The following is a 16,808-nucleotide window of genomic DNA, read 5'->3' as shown; positions in this document are numbered from 1 at the left end:
ATAGAAGATTCTATTTGATAAACCTAACAGGCTGTAGCTATTTTGTTATTGATTGGGTATCAATGAGCCCTGACACTACCTGAGTGCTCCCAAAATGAACTAAATGCCTAACACCACAGGTAGTAATATGTATTATTTATACTATTTGCACCAACAGTGTAATCTGTAGTAGCTAAAACTGCTTTTGCACTAAACGTATCAGCAGTAAAGAAAATTAAAGTCACTACTATTTTTGACTACTATTATTTTTTTTATACTCTTGAATGAATTCCAGTGCGTTATCGCCTCTTAAAAAATCTGCAAGGCCAATGAGCCCATCTACAAGATATCTGGTGTTATACCCCTTTAGTTTCAAATAGGTACGTGCCATGATCGCTCTGTCTTTATGAGGGCATGCAGTAACGATGAGCTTTGATTTATCAAGCTCATTTAAACGTTTTGGAAGTTCGTTAATAGGAATATTTATAGAAGCCGGCATATGCCATGCCTCATACTCTTCTTTAAATCTTATATCTATAAGCTGAGCTTTACCTTCTTCAAGCATTACCGTTAGTTCGACACTATTGATTTTCATAGCTTTACGCTCTTCATAGGTGAATGCGCTTAAATAGTTGTCATAATTAAGTACCTGCGTTTCAGCAAATATTGTGATGTAGCCAACTACAAATAATATAACTATTTTTTTCATTTATGACCCCTTATGTAATGTCATCTACCTATTGTTATATTAACATGAATTAACACAGATCCTCTATATCTTTAGTCATTTATATTAATCCGAGTAATGCTACAAGTAATACAGGCGGGGTTATGACAAGTCCGACTTTCATATACTGTCCCCAGGTGATTTTAACACCTTTTTGTGCGAGTACATGTAGCCAAAGTAATGTAGCAAGTGAACCGATAGGTGTCATTTTTGGACCTAAGTTTGAACCTAAAATATTGGCATAGACCAGTGCTTCATTGCCAATATACCCAACATGGTCAATTGCTATATCCATGATCATGATTGTTGGCATATTATTCATCACTGAGCTAATAATTGCAGATAAAAAACCGGTTCCCAACACAGCTGTTACAGTTCCCTGTCCACTAAGATCTGTGATCCATGAAGCTATGATCTCCGTAAGTCCTGCATTCTTAAGCCCATAGACTACAACATAGAGTCCGATACTAAACCAAACGACTTGCCATGGTGCTGCCTTGATCGTCATGATCGGTTTAACTGCTTTAAAATGATTTGCTATTGCCAAAAAGATCAGTGCTCCGCCAAGTGCAAAAACAGAAACAGGCAGATGCATACGATCTCCAATAAAATAACCGATCATAAGCAGTGCCAAGAAAAACCAAGAGAGCTTGAACATCGTTTGGTTTTTAATCACTGAATAAGCCTCCGGTAGTGTAGATACATCAACATTCAATGGAATGTCTTTGCGGAAATAGATCCACAAGACTACAATTGAAGCGATGATCGATAGAAGATTAGGCAAAAACATATTTTTTACATACTCAACGAATCCGATGTCAAAGTATCCGGCAGTAACGATATTGGTCAGGTTTGAAATCACCAGAGGGTTGGATGCACTGTCACCGATAAATCCTCCAGCCATCAAAAATGCGAAGATTGCCAAAGGATTCATTTTCAAGTACTTCATTTTCGCAAGCAATATAGGTGTGAGGATCAATGCGGCTCCGTCATTGGCAAAGAATGCAGCGACGATAGCTCCCAATAACAGTATGTATACGAACATTCTGTTCCCGCTGCCACGGCTAAGTTTTGCCATTTTTATCGCTGCCCACTCAAAAAAGCCTATCTGATCAAGTACCATTGAAAGAATGATAATTCCGATAAATGCCAATGTCGCATCCCACACAATATTTATAACCGTAAAGATATCCGCATAACTTACTACACCGACAATCAGTGCAATAATTGCGCCTATAACAGCTGTTGTCCCTATCTGAAGACCTTTAGGCTGCCAGATCACAAATATCAAGGTGATCAAAAAAACCGACATCGCTAATAACATACTTTATACTCCAATGAATTATTATGAAAACTATATCAAAAAAATAATTATATCAAGATATATTGATTTATTGATTTTCTTTTGCTACAATTCAACAATTCTAAAAGGAGTACTATGGACATTTTCTTAAAAAGTATTGCTGCACTTAATGATGAAACGAGAGTATTGATACTTAGATTTCTTGATGAATATGGTGAAACTTGTGTATGTGATATGCAGTCATCGTTTAATATGATTCAATCCCGTCTGTCACGTCATCTGAAAATTCTAAAAGATGCCGGCTTTCTACGGGTTGAACGTAAAGGGACATGGGCCTATTACTCCATTAGAAAACCATTGGACCGCTTTCGTAGTGAAGCATTGCAAGAAATAGGTCATCTGGATATCAAGCTTCCGGATTTAAACAAAATATCACAGACTCAAGGATGTAAAATATGAAAAAAAATGTGTTGATCTTATGTACGGGGAACAGTTGTCGTTCAATTATGGCAGAGGCCCTGATCAATGCCAAGCTTGGTGATTGTGTTGAAGCTCAAAGTTCAGGTGTCAAAGCAAGCGGGAAAGTCAATCCAAATGCTCAAGCATTACTGGAATCAAAAGGGTATTGGAAAGATGAATACCACTCAAAAGTCATTGAAACGGTATTGGATACGCCTTTTGATCTGGTTGTAACGGTATGTGATCATGCCCATGAAACCTGTCCTATGTTTCCTAAAGCAGTGAAAACAATACATGTAGGTTTTGAAGATCCAAGTGGTAAAGCGGTAGAAGAGTATGAAAAAACATTGAATCTGATTGAAAAAGAACTCCTACCAATTGTTAAAGAGGAGCTTTGTTAAATGTGGTACGAACTCTCAAAAGAGTTTATCTATAGCTTTGTAGGTATAGAAGGAAAGTTGGCTGATGCTGCACACTTTTTTATCTATGACACTATAAAGATATGGTTTTTGCTACTCACTATTATCTTTGCAGTTTCTTTTTTAAGAACATGGGTCAATACAGAGTATGTTAGAGCCCATCTTCAAGGTAAATCTGCATTGTATGGTCATGTGGGAGCTTCATTGTTTGGAATTGTCACACCGTTTTGCTCTTGCTCTGCGATCCCTCTTTTTCTAGGTTTTATTCAGGCAAGGATCCCGATAGGAGTAACCTTTAGTTATCTTATCTCTGCCCCAATGAATAATGAGATTGCCATCGCGATGCTTTTTGGACTTTTTGGCTGGAAAATTACAGCAATTTATATCGGTTTCGGACTCATGGTAGCTGTCATCGGCGGTTATTTTATTGGAAAAATGGGCGTGGAAAAAGAGATATTGCTGGATGTTAAACCAACAAGTTCTGAACTGAAAGCTGAACTAGTAAAACTGACATTAAAAGACAGAGCAAAAGAAGCATGGAACAACACATTTGATATTTTCAAAAAGATTTATCTGTATGTATTGCTTGGTGTAGGTGTAGGAGCATGGATACATGGATATATCCCGACTGATTTTATCGCACGCTATACCGGTGAGGGAAATCCTCTTGCCGTGATCATAGCTGTGATCATGGGAATCCCTATGTACTCTAACGCTGCAGGTGTGATGCCTCTGGTAGAAGTACTTACAAGTAAGGGGATGCTTTTAGGAACAGCACTCAGTTTTATGATGGCGGTAACGGCACTGAGTTTACCAGAAGCACTGATACTCAAAAAGATCATTTCGTTAAAACTTATCGGCATATTTTTTGCCATTGTAGGAAGTGGTATTATTGCGATCGGGTATATATTTAATACAATTTTATAAAGGAGAACACTTATGTTTAAAGTAAACAATACACAAAATGGCGTAAAAGCATTTTTAGGTGGCTTGAAGGCTGAAGAAATTAATGCAAAAGTACAAGAATGTCAGGAAGGGCAATGCAGTTGTGCATGTGATCCTCAAATGATGCAAAAAATTGAGAAAATAGAAGTAGCAGCTGAAGAGAATGGCACCAGTATCACGATTACAGGTAAAGTGAGTGCAGAAGAGTTAGAACCGATGATGAAGGAGTGTTTGCTATGAAAATCGAAGTACTGGGTACCGGGTGTGCCAAGTGTGTTGCGTTGGAAAAAGTTGTCAAAGAAGCTGTTGCTAAAAGCGGTAAATTCGCACAGATAGAAAAAGTGGATGACATTATGAAGATCATGGAGTACCAAGTAGTAAGTACACCTGGGCTTGTCATAGACGGTAAAGTTGTAAGCACAGGGAAACTATTAAGTGTAGATGAAGTTTTAGCACTGATTAACGGGTAAAAATGCAAGAGAGTATACTTGCCTTGCTTGAATCAAATTCACTTTTGGCATTTGCAGGTGCATTTGGAGCAGGCAGCATCACAGCAGTTGCACCTTGTTCGTTAGTTTCTGTCCCCTTACTGGTAGGAAGTGCTGTGGCACTGAACAAAGATCTAGAAGGTAGAAAAAAAGTATTTTATACCTATGCATTTGCATCTCTTTTTGCTATCGGTGTGATGATCAGCTTTTCTATACTAGGCCTCATTGTCGCAAAGTTTGGCGGATTTTTTTCTGTGGCTCCGATGTGGGCATACCTGCTTGCTTCAATTTTGAGCATACTTATCGGTCTGTATGCCTGGGGTGTACTTGGTGAAGTAAATAAGTCATTAATCATGATGCATCTTATCAAATATCGCCTCTTTGGCGGGTTTTTGATAGGAATTATATTTGGCTTGGTCAGCACGCCATGTGCTTCTGCACCTCTTGTTGGGATGATCACCGTTGCTGCTAACAGTGGATATGTTTATGCATATGGACTTATATTGACATTTGCAATAGGGCATTCAATGCTTCTTTTGATCGCAGGTATATCGGTCGGTTTTGCACAAAGTGTCACTTCAAACAAAGTCGTCGCAAAAGTGTCAAACTCTATCAATAAAGGTTTTGCTCTTATGCTTATAGGCCTGGGGTTCTATTTTGCATGGGAAGCCTATTTACAGTTTTAGGAGAATAGATGAGATTTATCATAACAGTTTTTTTAATGTTCTTTGCATCGGTTGCATTTGGCGAAGATAATATGCTGCAAGAGAGTGTATACACGCAGGTCCAACATAATATCGGCAAAGGAAAACCGACTTTTTTGGAAGTAGGTTCGGACAGCTGTCATAGCTGTAAAGTGATGAGTCGTATGCTTTATGAAACTACACAAAAACACCCTGAGTACAATATCTATTTTATCAATGTCAAAAAAGAGCGTGATGCGGCTTCGGAGCTAAAGATCATGATGATCCCGACCCAAATTATTTATGATAAAAATGGCAAAGAAGTTTATCGGCATATTGGATTGTTAAGTGATGATGAACTGGAAAAGTTATTTATTAATTATCAGTTTAAATAAAAAGGAATACACAAATGATTTTTACAGCTCAAAAAACAGATACCGGTACATGTTGTTCATCAAATCAATCAAAGAGCAATAACATGAAACGACTTCATATTCATATATCAGTTGATGATCTTGAACAAAATAGGGTATTCTACACTGCCTTATTCGGGATGGAGCCGACAAAAGTCAAAGAAGATTATATACAATGGTTGGTAGATGACCCTGCTGTCAATTTTGCTATTTCAAAGGGTAAAAGCAAAAGCGGGCTCAACCATCTTGGGCTTCAAGTAGACAGCGAAGAAGCCGTCAATGCGATTGAAAAGAGGCTGGTTAACGCTGGTATCACTGGAGAAAAACAAGACGAAGCTGCCTGCTGCTATGCAAAGTCAAAAAAATATTGGGTGCAGGACCCGCAGGATGTGATCTGGGAAAACTATCATACGATGGATCAGATCGAAGTCTTTGGTGGTGACTCATTTACTGGTGGGGTTGGCTGCTGTGAACCGACCTTTCCTAAAGATGATACATGCTCGACAGGATGCTGTTAAGGACACGTTGTAGCTAATTATTCCAATATTTCGATTTGTACATAGTTTTACTTAACTTGACTATTGGTACGCTTTTCGTTACATTCTGGATATAGTATTGTAATTAAAGGAGATGCTATGACCAAAGTAGAGATAGAAAAACTGGGTGATGATTATGAAGTGTGTTACTGTATGGGTACGACACTTGGAGAGATCATAGAAGCGATCAAGAGTGGTGCTACAACGATGGAAGCTTTGAAAGATCGTACAGAAGCAGGGACTCTATGCGGGTTATGTGAGTCATGTGATATAGATGAAGACGAAGACCGTGAAGTACACCTTGATGAGATCATCGCTGCTTATGCACAAGGGAGTTGATTTACTCTATCTCTTTTAAGAAGGAGAGCATATTGTAGTAGTGGTCTCCGTGCCAGTATATACGGCCGCAACCGGGGCAGCGCTCAAAAAATTCAAAATGTTTTTTGACGCCTTCAGGAAGCTGGTCGATAACCTCTTCCTTATCGACTGTCTCCAGTGGTGTGTTGCAAACAAGGCAGCGTGATATGCCTTTGATCTCTTTTGAGAGCCCAAAGTGTTCCAGTATGGTTTTGAGCTGTATCTGTGTATCCGTCGCTCTCAGCAAAAATGCATTTGCATGTTTACGCCCTGAGAGCTCACGGTCCCTGGTAAGAATGATACGTCCCTCATCATTGGCCATCTCTATAAGGTCATTATCTTCGATATGGGTAAAGTATAAGGTATCATACCCCAATATCCGTAGATATTTTGCTACTCTCCCCAAATGACAATCAGCGATAAATTTCGGAGGGGTATGATGTTCACTCATATACTCTCCAGTGCTTGATATAACGATCATCCATATGCACTTTCAGATAGATGCACAGCTCAGGGAAAAAGTCTAGAAAATCCTGCTCGAGTCTGCTTTGCATACGTACAATATCATCAATGTAACTGCTGGCGCTCTCTCTGGCTAGAAGTCTTGGGGATAATCTTGTATCGATCCGCATTAAAGCTTTATGCAGCTCTTCAAGAGAGTTGTACTTGTTGAGTCTGTCCTGTTTGATAAGATTGTTGACCAGAAGTTGGGGCTGTTCGGGAAAACTTGGAGCGCGTTTCTCGGCATTTTCATAAAATTCACTCAGAAATCGCTCTTTGGGGATCGTTGTAAACTTCTCCCAGTGCTTTGAGAGCAGGTAGTCATAGGTCAGGTCGATGACCACTCCTCTTAGCAGTCCTTGCGCTCTCAGTCTTGATTTACTGAGAGAGACGATCTTGTGGGTGTCTGTATAGCTGTCTATCAGTTTATGGACCGTGATACCTCTTTGCAGGTCATCACTGGCACTCTCCCAGGCTCTTCCTTTGAGAGGATCGGCAAGATAGTTGCCCAGCTGGAAGTCAACTTTGTCTTCAGAGAGTAATACGTGTGCAAGCCAGTTCATTATTCTTTGTATGTAATTTTGAGAGGGGTTTTTAACATCATCTGGGTTTTGGCTTTTACCTCTGTCCCATCAGGCATGTGATGGATAGTGATCTCTTCATCACTGTTCCACTCTATTGCAGGTGCTGTGATATTAGGTTCGCCTTTGATCACGAAGATATTCCCGGCTTTGTTTTCCAAACTTTGATTTGTCTCTATGACCGAAATCTGTGTTGTTGCACCATTACTTGGTCCACACTCTCTTTGAAATATAACAGCTTTGAGTGAATTGTTCGGTGAGAGGTACTCTTTATAGATCTTGTTACCACACAACCCTTCTGCCACTCCATCAACGAGAAAGAAAAAGATAGCAGCTGCAATGATAGAAAATACGATAATGACTGATATAGATGTTTTAATCATTTGTACATGCCTTGCAATATTTAGAATGGTCTATCTCCATATAACTGATCTCTTTCAGTATCTTGAAGTGAGGAGAGATGTATGACTGTATCATCTCAAATACCTGTTCAAGTTCATAGATACAGACAGATCTATGCTGTTCTATAAAGCGTAAGAGTTTGATCCTGGTTTCATCGTGCAATGCACCGATGGTTTGTAAAAAAATTTCCATAAAAGAAGTATATCGAAAATATCACATTTTGAAAGATTTTGAGGCTTTGTGTACAGAGTTGGGTAGACTTACGAAATGATGTTACACCTGGATCTGGACTGCTTTTTTGCAGCCGCACACCGTATCGATGCACCTCAGTTACATGGCATACCTATTGCTGTAGGCGGAAGAAGCAATCTGAGTATCTTTGAGCGCAAAAAAGAGCGTAGGTATCTCAGTGCCATAGACGGTGCTTTTACCAGTTCCATACTCAGCAGTAATGCGGGGAAAAGCTTTGAGGAGTACTTTGTAGATCCTGACGGGAAAGTCCGTGGTATCATCACCACTGCTTCTTATGAAGCACGTGCTTACGGGGTCAAAACCGCGATGAGTGTGGCTGAGGCGCTCAGGCACTGTCCGCACCTGAAAGTAATCCCGCCTGACTATCCGCTCTACCATACGCTCTCACACCAGCTAAGAGTGATGCTGGAGCGTGAGATCCCGTCCATAGAACAGTTCAGTATCGATGAGTTTTTCGGTGATGTGAGCGGATGGGTGAGTGATGAAGAGATCGAAGGATTTGCACGGATGCTGAAAGATAAGATCTACAGGGAATTGAAACTGCCGATCTCCATCGGTGCTTCAAGAAGCAAGTGGATCGCAAAGCTGGCCACAGGGTTTGCAAAACCGCATGGTATCAAGGTGATCTATCCTAATGAAGTGGATGAGTTTATCAAAGATATCCCCATCGCAAAATTCCCGGGTATCGGCAGAGGATATCAGGATCGTCTATCTGAACGCGGGATACGTACGCTTGGGGAGATCAAAGGAAGACAGGCACTTTTCTACTCATGGGGAAAGTCGGGGAAACAGCTTTATGACCGTGTATGCGGCATAGACGAAGAGGGGATCGCCATCTCTCATGCCAAAAAGTCTATCGGCATAGGCAGGACATTTGATCCCCAGTACCACCGTGATGAGATCCGAAGGCGTGTTACGATCCTATGTAGACACCTTGCCTTTCTTGTCCATAAAGGAGGTCACGTACCTACCACCTATGCACTGAAGATCAGGTATGAATATGGTAGCAAATCCAAGGGATTCACCAACTCCAACAGGCTATTTAGTGAACAGTACTGTAAGGAGGTGATGCTGGAACTCTTTGACAAGATCGACATCCATCCCTCACATGCCATCATACAACTCAACCTCACACTCTCACACTTTGCAGAGGGCAGAGGAGTGACAATGGATATGCTCCACTACAGTGAAGATCAGAAGGCTTCTAAGCTTACGGAGTCGATGCAAAAGCTGCGGGAGAAGTTCGGTATAGATATTATCAAAAGCGGGGGAGAGTTGTAAGGGGAGGGTATGTATTCTTACGTTCAACGTGGGAACGAAGAAAAAAACAAGAGTAATAGTTAAATTCGAAAGTAGGTCATTAAACTCTCTTTACCTTATTCAGAAGTAAAAATGCACCAAGACCCAGTGCTGATACGATGATGATGGATGCACCTGAAGTGAGGTTATAGGCATAGGATACCGCTAGTCCTATAGAGGTGAAAAGCGTAGCGATAAGTCCAGAGTAGAGCATCATCTTTGCCAGTGAGTTTGAGAGCTTTTCAGCGATATAGACAGGGATGGTCAGCATGGCAATGACCAGTATAAGTCCTACGACCTTGATAGCGATCACCACGGTGAGTGCTGAGAGGATAAGGATCAGTGTATAGAAAAGACGTACATTGACCCCGCGTAGAGCTGCGTATTCGCTGTCATAAGAGACAGCCAGTATATCACGATACCAAAAGCTCATTACGACAATGATCACCCCAAGTAATGCACCCATAAAGTAAAGATCATCACTGCTTACAGCCAAGATAGAGCCGAATAGATAGCTCATCATATCCACATTGTATCCCGGAGTGAGATCGATGAAGATGACCCCTATGGCCATCCCAACTGCCCAGATCAGTCCGATAAAGGTATCGATGCGCTCACGCTTCTTGAGTGTTAAAACAGAGACAAGAAGTGCTGCAGCAATAGCAAAGAGTGATGCACCTAAAAAGATAGGAAGTCCTAAAAATACTGCAAGCCCGATACCGCCATAAGAAGCATGTGCGATACCGCCTGCCAGAAATACCATACGGTTCACAACGATAAGCGAACCGATAATACCGGAAGCCAGGCTCACAAGCAGTCCTGCGATCAGTGCATGCTGGATAAATCCGTAAGAGAGTGCTTCGATCATGGCTCTGTCCTCCACTTTTCTACAGGTTCACACACATTACAATTGCTTTTTGAACCCAGCATTTGCAGAAGTTCCACCTCACAAAAATGTCCGCTTTTTCCATGGGTATGGAAGGTTTCTTCTTTGTTGGAGATATCGTGGAACGAGAGTCTTTTGTTGATATGGGCTACCTTGTTGGCATACTCCAGGATCACTGAGATATCATGACTGACGACGATGATCGTCACACTCTTAGAGAGTACTCTAAGCAGTTCATAGATATCTCTTTGTCCTGCTACATCGATACTGGCAGTTGGCTCATCAAGGATAAGGATAGAAGGGTGTGCACAGAGTGCTCTGGCGATCATAACACGCTGTCTCTGCCCTCCGGAGAGTGAACCGATCTTTTTGTCTGCATATGCTTGCATACCTACTTGTGCCAAAGCTCCCATCGCGCAGGCGATCTCATCTTGACCATACCCGAACAATGGGCGTTTCCCTCCGATATGACCCATCATGACCACTTCCAGGACTTTGATAGGAAAATCGGTATTGACATTGGTATTTTGCGGGACATAACCGATATGAGAGAGGTTTTTGCATGGCTCTTTACCCAGAACTTTGACCGATCCTTTTTTAGGTTTATAGATACCAAGGATGACTTTAAGCAGGGTAGATTTACCTCCGCCATTTGGTCCTATGATCGCTAGAAAATCCTCTTTGTCTATACTAAGATTGATATCCTCAAGTACTATTTCTCTGTCGTAGGAAAAGCTTACATTTGAGACATCGATCACACCCATGGTTTACTTTCCTGCAATAGCGTTAGCTAAGTTGATCAGATTTTGTGACCAGTCTGGTGCAAGTGGAGAAACCTTGATCACTTTGATACCCAGTTCTTCTGAGATCAGTTTGGCTGTCGCATCAGAGAACTCTGGTTGAGTAAAGATCGCTTTGACTTTATTTTGTTTTGCTTCCTCTATAAGATGCATAAGCTCTTGAGGTTTTGGTGCCTTACCTTCAACCTCTACTGGAAGTTCTTCTAAACCATAGGCTTTAGCAAAATACCCCCATGCAGGGTGAAAGACCATGAATGCAGCATGTTCAGGAGTATTGATAAGTATCTTTTTGATCGACTCATCTGTTTGTTTTACATGTGTAGTGAACACCTCAAGGTTTTTCTTGTAGTAAGATGCATTTTCAGGGTCTTCTTTACTGAGTGCGTTATAAATGTTATTTGCGATAATCAATACATTTTTTGGATCCGTCCAGATATGCGGATCAAGGCTATCATGGTCTTCATGCTCATCATCTTCATGCATGTCATGCTCATCATGGTGATCATGAGCTAGCATTGGAAGCTTCTCAATACTTTCTGAAAGATCTACGATCTTCATACCGGCATTTAGATTGCTGAATTTCTCCAGCCATACATGTTCAAATTCTACACCGATCTTAAAGTAAATATCGGCTTTGGTGATCTCTTTCATTTGAGAAGGTTTGGGTTCATAGGTATGAGGGGAGTTACCAGGCATTACCATAAGAGCAATGTCCACCTTTTCTCCACCAATAGCTTCAACAAAAGTTTTTTCAGGCAGGATACTTACAACAGTTTTGATATTTGCAGACAGGTAAGTGCTTACCAGTATAAATAGAAGTAGTTTTTTCATAGGTGGTATTATAGCGAAATGTCTTGCAGTGGTAGATAATAGTGATAATGATTTTTGATAAATTTTTTCCTTAACTGCAAGCTAGAGCTTGGGGACGAGAGAGGGTATCACTTAGCTTGTTATATAGAGAAAATTTATAGTGGCTTTTCCCCATTTGTCTATGATATCTTGCTTTGATTTGGGGTATGTATCCTCATCGGGAACGATGGGGATAAGGGAATAGTCGATAGTTGAATATTTTTGTTCGGATAACACTACTGTGGTATAATGAGGAACTGACAACAGCATTTGAAAAAGGAATTACAATGCCTGCCAAGCGAACCGTCTCAACTCGCCCGCTTTATCTCTGCGCACCAGTCAATGCCTTAGTGGAGGGACTGTACGAAGAGAACATTCCTTTTACCGAGGTCAAACGCCACGGCGACTTTGGCCTGGGAACCTTTGACGACCTCGATGGTGAGATGGTGATGCTCGGTGGCAAGATCTACCAGATCACTGTTGACGGTGAGGCACATGAGGTGAGTGAGGAGATGCACACTCCTTTCGCGGTCGTCACCTTTTTTGAACCGACCTTTTCGACGACTTTCGACGAAGCGATGGATTACGAGACTTTCCAGAAACGCCTCGAAAGCCTGTTCTATTCACCCAATCTCTTCTATGCCATCCGCGTTACGGGCAGTTTCAGCCACGTCCGGGCACGCTCCGTCCCCAAACAGCACAACTACCGTCCGCTCGACGAAGCGGCGCACGAACAGCATACCTTCGACTTTAAGAATATAGAGGGGTGCCTAGTCGGATTTTTTACCCCTGCGTTCATGGCCTCGCTCAACGTGCCGGGCGTGCACCTGCACTTTCTCACAAATGACCGTCGCCGCGGCGGCCACTTGCTCTCATGCTGCCCTGTAGCGGTAACCGTAGAGGTCCAGGTTATCCATGCTCTCGAACTTTCACTGCCGATGACCCGAGACTACCTAACCCGAGACTTTTCTCAGGACAAAACGGCCGCACTGGAAAAAGCGGAAAAATAAGCTGTATGATCGGAGCGATTACCTTGCGCACTTAACGTTTAAAATGAGCGATCAAAAAGTTGCTCGTGGGTTTTCCTCGTCCCAAAGCGCCAGCTTGCAAGACAAGAGAGTAAAACTTTGAGAAGAGCAGTGTCTCAGTACTCTTCTCCCCCTTCGAAGTAAAACTCATCCAAGCCTTCTAAAAAAGTATCTAGAAGTTCATCAGAGCAGGGTTTGAAATTTTTATGGTCTTCCTTACGGAAAAGAGCTGAGAGCTGCTGTTTGCTCAATTCCACATCAACCAGGGCAAAGAGCATCTGAAGTTCGTGCTCTTTGAGGTTTAAAGCTACACGGAGTTTTTTGAGGATGAGATTGTTGGTGAGTTCCACAGCTTCATCTTCATCTTTCTTTTTAGGAGCAGGGCCACGCTTGAGTGTGACAAGCCCATCCAAAAAGACACCTAACTCTTCATAGCTGCATTGTTCAAACCCTTTGTCCTGACGGCGTTTGAGTAAGCTTTCTAGATGTTCAGGAGTCATTTCATACTCCTCCAAAGCATAAGCTTTGATCATTTCTTCATTACTTAAATGGAGTGCTTTTTTAATCCTATAGAGGATGTCATTAGTTGTTAATATCATGAGACTACTTTTTGGCTACTTCTTGCGCTAGGTCACGCATACCGCTTGCTAGTTCATTAATGAGCTTCAAGCAGTTTTTATCTCTGATGTTATGTTTCAAAGACCAGTATTCCGGATTGGTGTATGAGATGGTCGTCTGTCCTTCATAGCTTGTGGTAAAAAGCAGTTTCAAAGGAAGGTCCATACCCATAGAAGGATTACACTGCATCAGTACAGTACCTGTAAGAGGATTTCCAAACATTACTACTGTGTTTTGTTTGAGTGCCATGTTAACACTCTTGGCATTTTCGGAGTGATCAATAGTTGCAAAGTGAGTGAGTCCTCTGTCTTTGAGAATCTTCTTTAGTTTGGCGATAGCAGTAGGTGCATCATTTTGGCTAGGTACCTCCTCGATAAAAGCACCCTTGTTACTGCCGCATCCTACCAGACCGAATAGTACTAAAGCTGTCAAAACCAATTTTTTCATCTCATTCCTTTGCTAATTTACTCAGTTTGCATCAAACATTGAATCTGAAGTGCATTACATCGCCGTCTTGAACGATGTACTCTTTCCCTTCCAGTCTGTTTTTACCGGCTTCTTTTGCTTTTTGTTCTCCGCCACACGCGATATAGTCTTCATAACTGATAACTTCTGCACGGATAAAACCTTTTTCGAAGTCGTTGTGGATGACTGCTGCTGCTTTTGGAGCAGTCGTACCTTTGCGTATCGTCCACGCACGTACTTCTTTAACACCTGCTGTGAAGTAGCTCATGAGCCCAAGTTTATCAAATCCTTTACGGATGATCTGATCAAGTCCTGATTCCTCAACACCCAAAGATCCAAGCATTTCAGCTTTTTCTTCCTCATCGAAATCTACCATTTCTTCTTCTACTTTTGCACAGAGTTTGATGACCTCTCTATTGCGTTCTGCAGCATACTCTTTGACAGCTTTAACATACTCGTTGTCTTCTGCAAGTCCGTCTTCGTCCACATTCGCACCATACATGATCTCTTTGCTTGTAAGGAGTCTGAGATCTTTGTTCATTGCTTTAAAACTATCCTCATCTATTTTTTCAAAGCTTGATACAGGGTTACCATCTGCAATAAACTCCATGAGCTCTTCTGCGATCTCAAGTTGGGCTTTAGCATCCCTGTCATTACCTTTTGCTTTTTTCTTAAGGCTATCGATACGCTTTTGTAATGAATCCATATCTGCAAGTAGAAGCTCCTGCTCAATGATCTCGATATCTCTGATAGGATCGATACTCCCTTCTGTATGTGTGATATTTTCATCCTCAAAACATCTTACGATCTCGAGGATCACTTCAGTTTCACGGATATTTGAGAGGAATTTGTTTCCAAGCCCTTCACCTTTGCTTGCCCCTTTTACAAGTCCTGCAATGTCTACAAAGTCGAGTGTAGAGTGTTGGAGACGCTCCGGGTTAACGATCTTTGCAAGTTCATCAAGTCTTTTGTCTGGTACTGGAACAACCGCCTTATTTGGTTCGATTGTACAGAAAGGGTAGTTCGCACTCTCAGCATTTTGTGCTTTTGTCAGTGCGTTAAAAGTGGTGGATTTCCCGACATTCGGTAATCCTACAAGTCCTATGCCTAGTCCCATGATATTCCTTATGATACTATGATTTAATGGATGTGATTTTAGCTAAAAATTGGTGAAGAGGGGGTTAAGTTGTCAATAACAATGCAACACAAGAGCATATATCTATGATTCAGGATTACTCTTTAAAGAATCTCACCTTGAAGATAGAGTCTCATCGCAATGATAAGTCTGTTAAGTTTTTCCGGAAATACATCCTTGAACTCTTCAATACGATGTTCGGTACCGTAAATAAAAAACTTTTTCATTCTTGCGACGGCTTCTTCCAGTTCATATGCCCCTAGAGAATGGAGCTTCGAACCGATCTTGACAATATTGAGTTTGACTTTATCATAATCTTTTTCTTCAATCCATTTTGGCATCTGTTTGATAAGACTTCCATATAAAACGATAAACTCTCTGAGCATCTGTTTATAAAGTTCTTCATCCCCTTCATACATTGCGATACCTGCCTCAATATCCAATCCTTTCATTTTAAGTGCTGAAAGTGTAGAAACCGGTCTTTGTATATGGCCCAAATAGGTTGTAAATACGGTATAAAGCTGTCCAATGTGTAAAGGTTTTGTTATATAGCCATTTGCACCGAGTGCATACATACGTTCTATCTCTTTGCCCATTGCAAATGCTGTTAAAGTGATGATCGGCAGTTTATCAAAGTGGTGATTTGCCCGGATCTTTTCAGTACAGGTATAGCCATCCATTTCAGGCATACTTATATCCATTAACACAAGATCAAATTCTCTATCCGGAGTATAGAGGTAGTTTAGTGCTTCCTGTCCATTGTTGGCTATTGTAATCAGGATCCCGGATTTTTGCAGTACACTCTGAAAGATCTTTTGATTGATCTTATTATCTTCAACAAGTAGGAGTCTCGCACCTTTAAAATTATAGAAGTCATCCACGGTGATATTCGGTGTTTCCTCAAATGGCTTATTGGTAGTGTAAGGAAGAGTTTTTTCAGTTGTTGGTAGAGTAGATAGAGGATATTTAACGGATATCTCATTATATGCAGAAGGGGTAATGTTTGTTTTATCTACATAGGTTTTCATCTGTGCTGATGTGGATAATGGTGTTTCTGTTTGAGTATAGTTCCTCTTGTTCTTTGAGGAGACATAGAGATATATTGCTAAAAAAAGCAATAAAATAGAAACAACAATAACGAGATCAAGTAAAGATGATGTATTTGATGGATGCATCAAATCCCCTTCCCGAATTTTTATAAATCATAGTCATTATAGTATTTGGTCATACTTTATTTGTGCTTATTATATATTACACGGACTTATGCCTGTCTTGAGAAACCTGGCTGTAACCGTATCCATAGTCTGTATATGATTCAAAAGCCAGCTAGGTAGAACTTCGATCATGTAGATCTTAAGAGGCTTTGGTTCTCTGCTTTCTTTCCATTTTTCCAACAGATCACGTATTTCTCCAAGTACTCTGTCATGTTCTCCTTTATGCATTGCATAAGGAGGAAAACCGCTTTCTCTCATCTTTACTTCTTCCCCTTCAAAGTGCGAGACTGTATGCTTATACCATTTTTCAAACAATGCATCTATTACTAGTGCATTATCTAGTGAAGGTGCATTCTCATAGGCTAAAAGTGCCGTAAAAAGATGGTTGATGATATGCACTTCTTCCTTGTGTACTTCGTTCATAAACGACATATCTACAGAAGGAAGTGCATCTGTGTCTAGAAGCATA

25 protein-coding genes are annotated in these 16,808 nt (G+C 41.1%); 11 read left to right on the top strand and 14 right to left on the bottom strand.

The annotated features are described in order from the left end of the window. Window positions 1–226: 226 nt before the first annotated feature. The gene (locus PGH07_RS06130) at window positions 227–688 is read right to left on the bottom strand and encodes a rhodanese-like domain-containing protein (protein ID WP_289413476.1); all 462 of its coding nucleotides are present in this window, start codon (window positions 686–688) and stop codon (window positions 227–229) included. Window positions 689–767: 79 nt separating this feature from the next. After that, window positions 768–2,030, bottom strand: a complete 1,263-nt coding sequence (locus PGH07_RS06125; RefSeq protein WP_289413475.1) for an arsenic transporter — start codon at window positions 2,028–2,030, stop codon at window positions 768–770. A gap of 114 nt (window positions 2,031–2,144) precedes the next feature. Here PGH07_RS06125 and PGH07_RS06120 point away from each other — a divergent pair, with 114 nt between their 5' ends. From PGH07_RS06120 to PGH07_RS06080, 9 genes are all read left to right on the top strand, one after another. Then, window positions 2,145–2,468 carry an ArsR/SmtB family transcription factor gene (locus PGH07_RS06120; protein WP_289413474.1) on the top strand — a complete coding sequence of 108 codons (324 nt, stop codon included), beginning with the start codon at window positions 2,145–2,147 and terminating at the stop codon, window positions 2,466–2,468. Further along, window positions 2,465–2,869 (top strand): arsenate reductase ArsC, encoded by a 405-nt coding sequence (locus PGH07_RS06115; protein WP_289413473.1) that lies wholly within the window; start codon window positions 2,465–2,467, stop codon window positions 2,867–2,869. Before PGH07_RS06120 ends, PGH07_RS06115 begins: the two co-directional genes overlap by 4 nt. Further along, window positions 2,870–3,814 carry a permease gene (locus PGH07_RS06110; protein ID WP_289413472.1) on the top strand — a complete coding sequence of 315 codons (945 nt, stop codon included), beginning with the start codon at window positions 2,870–2,872 and terminating at the stop codon, window positions 3,812–3,814. It abuts the gene before it with no gap. 12 nt (window positions 3,815–3,826) lie between these two features. Then, window positions 3,827–4,072 carry a hypothetical protein gene (locus PGH07_RS06105; RefSeq protein WP_289413471.1) on the top strand — a complete coding sequence of 82 codons (246 nt, stop codon included), beginning with the start codon at window positions 3,827–3,829 and terminating at the stop codon, window positions 4,070–4,072. Further along, window positions 4,069–4,302, top strand: coding sequence for a thioredoxin family protein (locus PGH07_RS06100; protein ID WP_229938153.1), 234 nt, complete (start codon window positions 4,069–4,071; stop codon window positions 4,300–4,302). The genes PGH07_RS06105 and PGH07_RS06100 overlap by 4 nt, the downstream gene beginning before the upstream one ends. A 2-nt stretch (window positions 4,303–4,304) precedes the next feature. Continuing rightward, complete coding sequence (locus tag PGH07_RS06095) at window positions 4,305–5,006, top strand: cytochrome c biogenesis CcdA family protein (RefSeq protein WP_289413470.1); 702 nt, start codon at window positions 4,305–4,307, stop codon at window positions 5,004–5,006. A gap of 8 nt (window positions 5,007–5,014) precedes the next feature. Then, window positions 5,015–5,398: a thioredoxin family protein gene (locus PGH07_RS06090; protein WP_289413469.1), complete on the top strand. Its 384-nt coding sequence runs from the start codon at window positions 5,015–5,017 to the stop codon at window positions 5,396–5,398. A gap of 14 nt (window positions 5,399–5,412) precedes the next feature. Continuing rightward, the gene (locus tag PGH07_RS06085) at window positions 5,413–5,934 is read left to right on the top strand and encodes an ArsI/CadI family heavy metal resistance metalloenzyme (RefSeq protein WP_289413468.1); all 522 of its coding nucleotides are present in this window, start codon (window positions 5,413–5,415) and stop codon (window positions 5,932–5,934) included. Window positions 5,935–6,051: 117 nt separating this feature from the next. Beyond that, a complete protein-coding gene (locus PGH07_RS06080) occupies window positions 6,052–6,291 on the top strand; it encodes a (2Fe-2S)-binding protein (RefSeq protein ID WP_289413467.1) in 240 nt (79 codons plus the stop codon). Window position 6,292: 1 nt separating this feature from the next. On the opposite strand, the gene PGH07_RS06075 is transcribed toward PGH07_RS06080, so the two are convergent. The 4 genes from PGH07_RS06075 to PGH07_RS06060 are packed head-to-tail and all read right to left on the bottom strand — an operon-like array spanning window position 6,293 to window position 7,985. Beyond that, window positions 6,293–6,760 carry a Mut7-C RNAse domain-containing protein gene (locus tag PGH07_RS06075; protein WP_289413466.1) on the bottom strand — a complete coding sequence of 156 codons (468 nt, stop codon included), beginning with the start codon at window positions 6,758–6,760 and terminating at the stop codon, window positions 6,293–6,295. Further along, window positions 6,753–7,373, bottom strand: coding sequence for an acyl carrier protein phosphodiesterase (locus tag PGH07_RS06070; protein ID WP_289413464.1), 621 nt, complete (start codon window positions 7,371–7,373; stop codon window positions 6,753–6,755). Before PGH07_RS06070 ends, PGH07_RS06075 begins: the two co-directional genes overlap by 8 nt. Next, the gene (locus tag PGH07_RS06065) at window positions 7,373–7,774 is read right to left on the bottom strand and encodes a hypothetical protein (protein WP_289413462.1); all 402 of its coding nucleotides are present in this window, start codon (window positions 7,772–7,774) and stop codon (window positions 7,373–7,375) included. Before PGH07_RS06065 ends, PGH07_RS06070 begins: the two co-directional genes overlap by 1 nt. Then, entirely contained in the window at window positions 7,767–7,985 is a 219-nt protein-coding gene (locus PGH07_RS06060; RefSeq protein WP_289413461.1) for an ArsR family transcriptional regulator, read from the bottom strand. The genes PGH07_RS06065 and PGH07_RS06060 overlap by 8 nt, the downstream gene beginning before the upstream one ends. 75 nt (window positions 7,986–8,060) lie before the next feature. Here PGH07_RS06060 and PGH07_RS06055 point away from each other — a divergent pair, with 75 nt between their 5' ends. After that, on the top strand, window positions 8,061–9,326 hold the full coding sequence (locus tag PGH07_RS06055; RefSeq protein WP_289413460.1) for a DNA polymerase Y family protein: 1,266 nt from the start codon (window positions 8,061–8,063) through the stop codon (window positions 9,324–9,326). A gap of 79 nt (window positions 9,327–9,405) precedes the next feature. Here PGH07_RS06055 and PGH07_RS06050 read toward each other — a convergent pair whose 3' ends face one another. From PGH07_RS06050 to PGH07_RS06040, 3 genes are read right to left on the bottom strand one after another with little or no spacing between them, the layout of a single operon-like run. After that, the gene (locus tag PGH07_RS06050) at window positions 9,406–10,212 is read right to left on the bottom strand and encodes a metal ABC transporter permease (RefSeq protein ID WP_289413458.1); all 807 of its coding nucleotides are present in this window, start codon (window positions 10,210–10,212) and stop codon (window positions 9,406–9,408) included. Beyond that, a complete protein-coding gene (locus PGH07_RS06045) occupies window positions 10,209–10,994 on the bottom strand; it encodes a metal ABC transporter ATP-binding protein (RefSeq protein WP_289413456.1) in 786 nt (261 codons plus the stop codon). Before PGH07_RS06045 ends, PGH07_RS06050 begins: the two co-directional genes overlap by 4 nt. Window positions 10,995–10,997: 3 nt before the next feature. Beyond that, the gene (locus tag PGH07_RS06040; RefSeq protein ID WP_289413454.1) at window positions 10,998–11,861 is read right to left on the bottom strand and encodes a metal ABC transporter solute-binding protein, Zn/Mn family; all 864 of its coding nucleotides are present in this window, start codon (window positions 11,859–11,861) and stop codon (window positions 10,998–11,000) included. A gap of 305 nt (window positions 11,862–12,166) precedes the next feature. On the opposite strand from PGH07_RS06040, the gene budA reads away from it, so the two are divergent. After that, window positions 12,167–12,889, top strand: coding sequence for an acetolactate decarboxylase (gene budA / locus PGH07_RS06035; protein ID WP_289413452.1), 723 nt, complete (start codon window positions 12,167–12,169; stop codon window positions 12,887–12,889). A gap of 134 nt (window positions 12,890–13,023) precedes the next feature. Here the strand turns inward: budA and PGH07_RS06030 are convergent, their stop codons facing one another. The 5 genes from PGH07_RS06030 to PGH07_RS06010 form a co-directional block, all read right to left on the bottom strand. Next, on the bottom strand, window positions 13,024–13,506 hold the full coding sequence (locus PGH07_RS06030) for a YehS family protein (protein ID WP_289413450.1): 483 nt from the start codon (window positions 13,504–13,506) through the stop codon (window positions 13,024–13,026). Window positions 13,507–13,510: 4 nt separating this feature from the next. Then, window positions 13,511–13,972 carry a DUF302 domain-containing protein gene (locus PGH07_RS06025; RefSeq protein ID WP_289413447.1) on the bottom strand — a complete coding sequence of 154 codons (462 nt, stop codon included), beginning with the start codon at window positions 13,970–13,972 and terminating at the stop codon, window positions 13,511–13,513. A 31-nt stretch (window positions 13,973–14,003) separates the two neighbouring features. After that, entirely contained in the window at window positions 14,004–15,107 is a 1,104-nt protein-coding gene (gene ychF, locus PGH07_RS06020; RefSeq protein ID WP_289413445.1) for a redox-regulated ATPase YchF, read from the bottom strand. A gap of 122 nt (window positions 15,108–15,229) precedes the next feature. Continuing rightward, complete coding sequence (locus PGH07_RS06015; RefSeq protein ID WP_289413442.1) at window positions 15,230–16,300, bottom strand: response regulator; 1,071 nt, start codon at window positions 16,298–16,300, stop codon at window positions 15,230–15,232. Window positions 16,301–16,369: 69 nt separating this feature from the next. After that, window positions 16,370–16,807, bottom strand: coding sequence for a bacteriohemerythrin (locus PGH07_RS06010; protein ID WP_289413440.1), 438 nt, complete (start codon window positions 16,805–16,807; stop codon window positions 16,370–16,372). Window position 16,808: the final 1 nt, after the last annotated feature.

It is taken from the genome of Sulfurovum zhangzhouensis (assembly GCF_030347965.1).
In the GTDB taxonomy this organism is placed as follows: domain Bacteria; phylum Campylobacterota; class Campylobacteria; order Campylobacterales; family Sulfurovaceae; genus Sulfurovum; species Sulfurovum zhangzhouensis.
The sequence above is the reverse complement of the archived record's forward strand: the minus strand, read 5'-3'. Positions and strand labels throughout refer to the sequence as shown.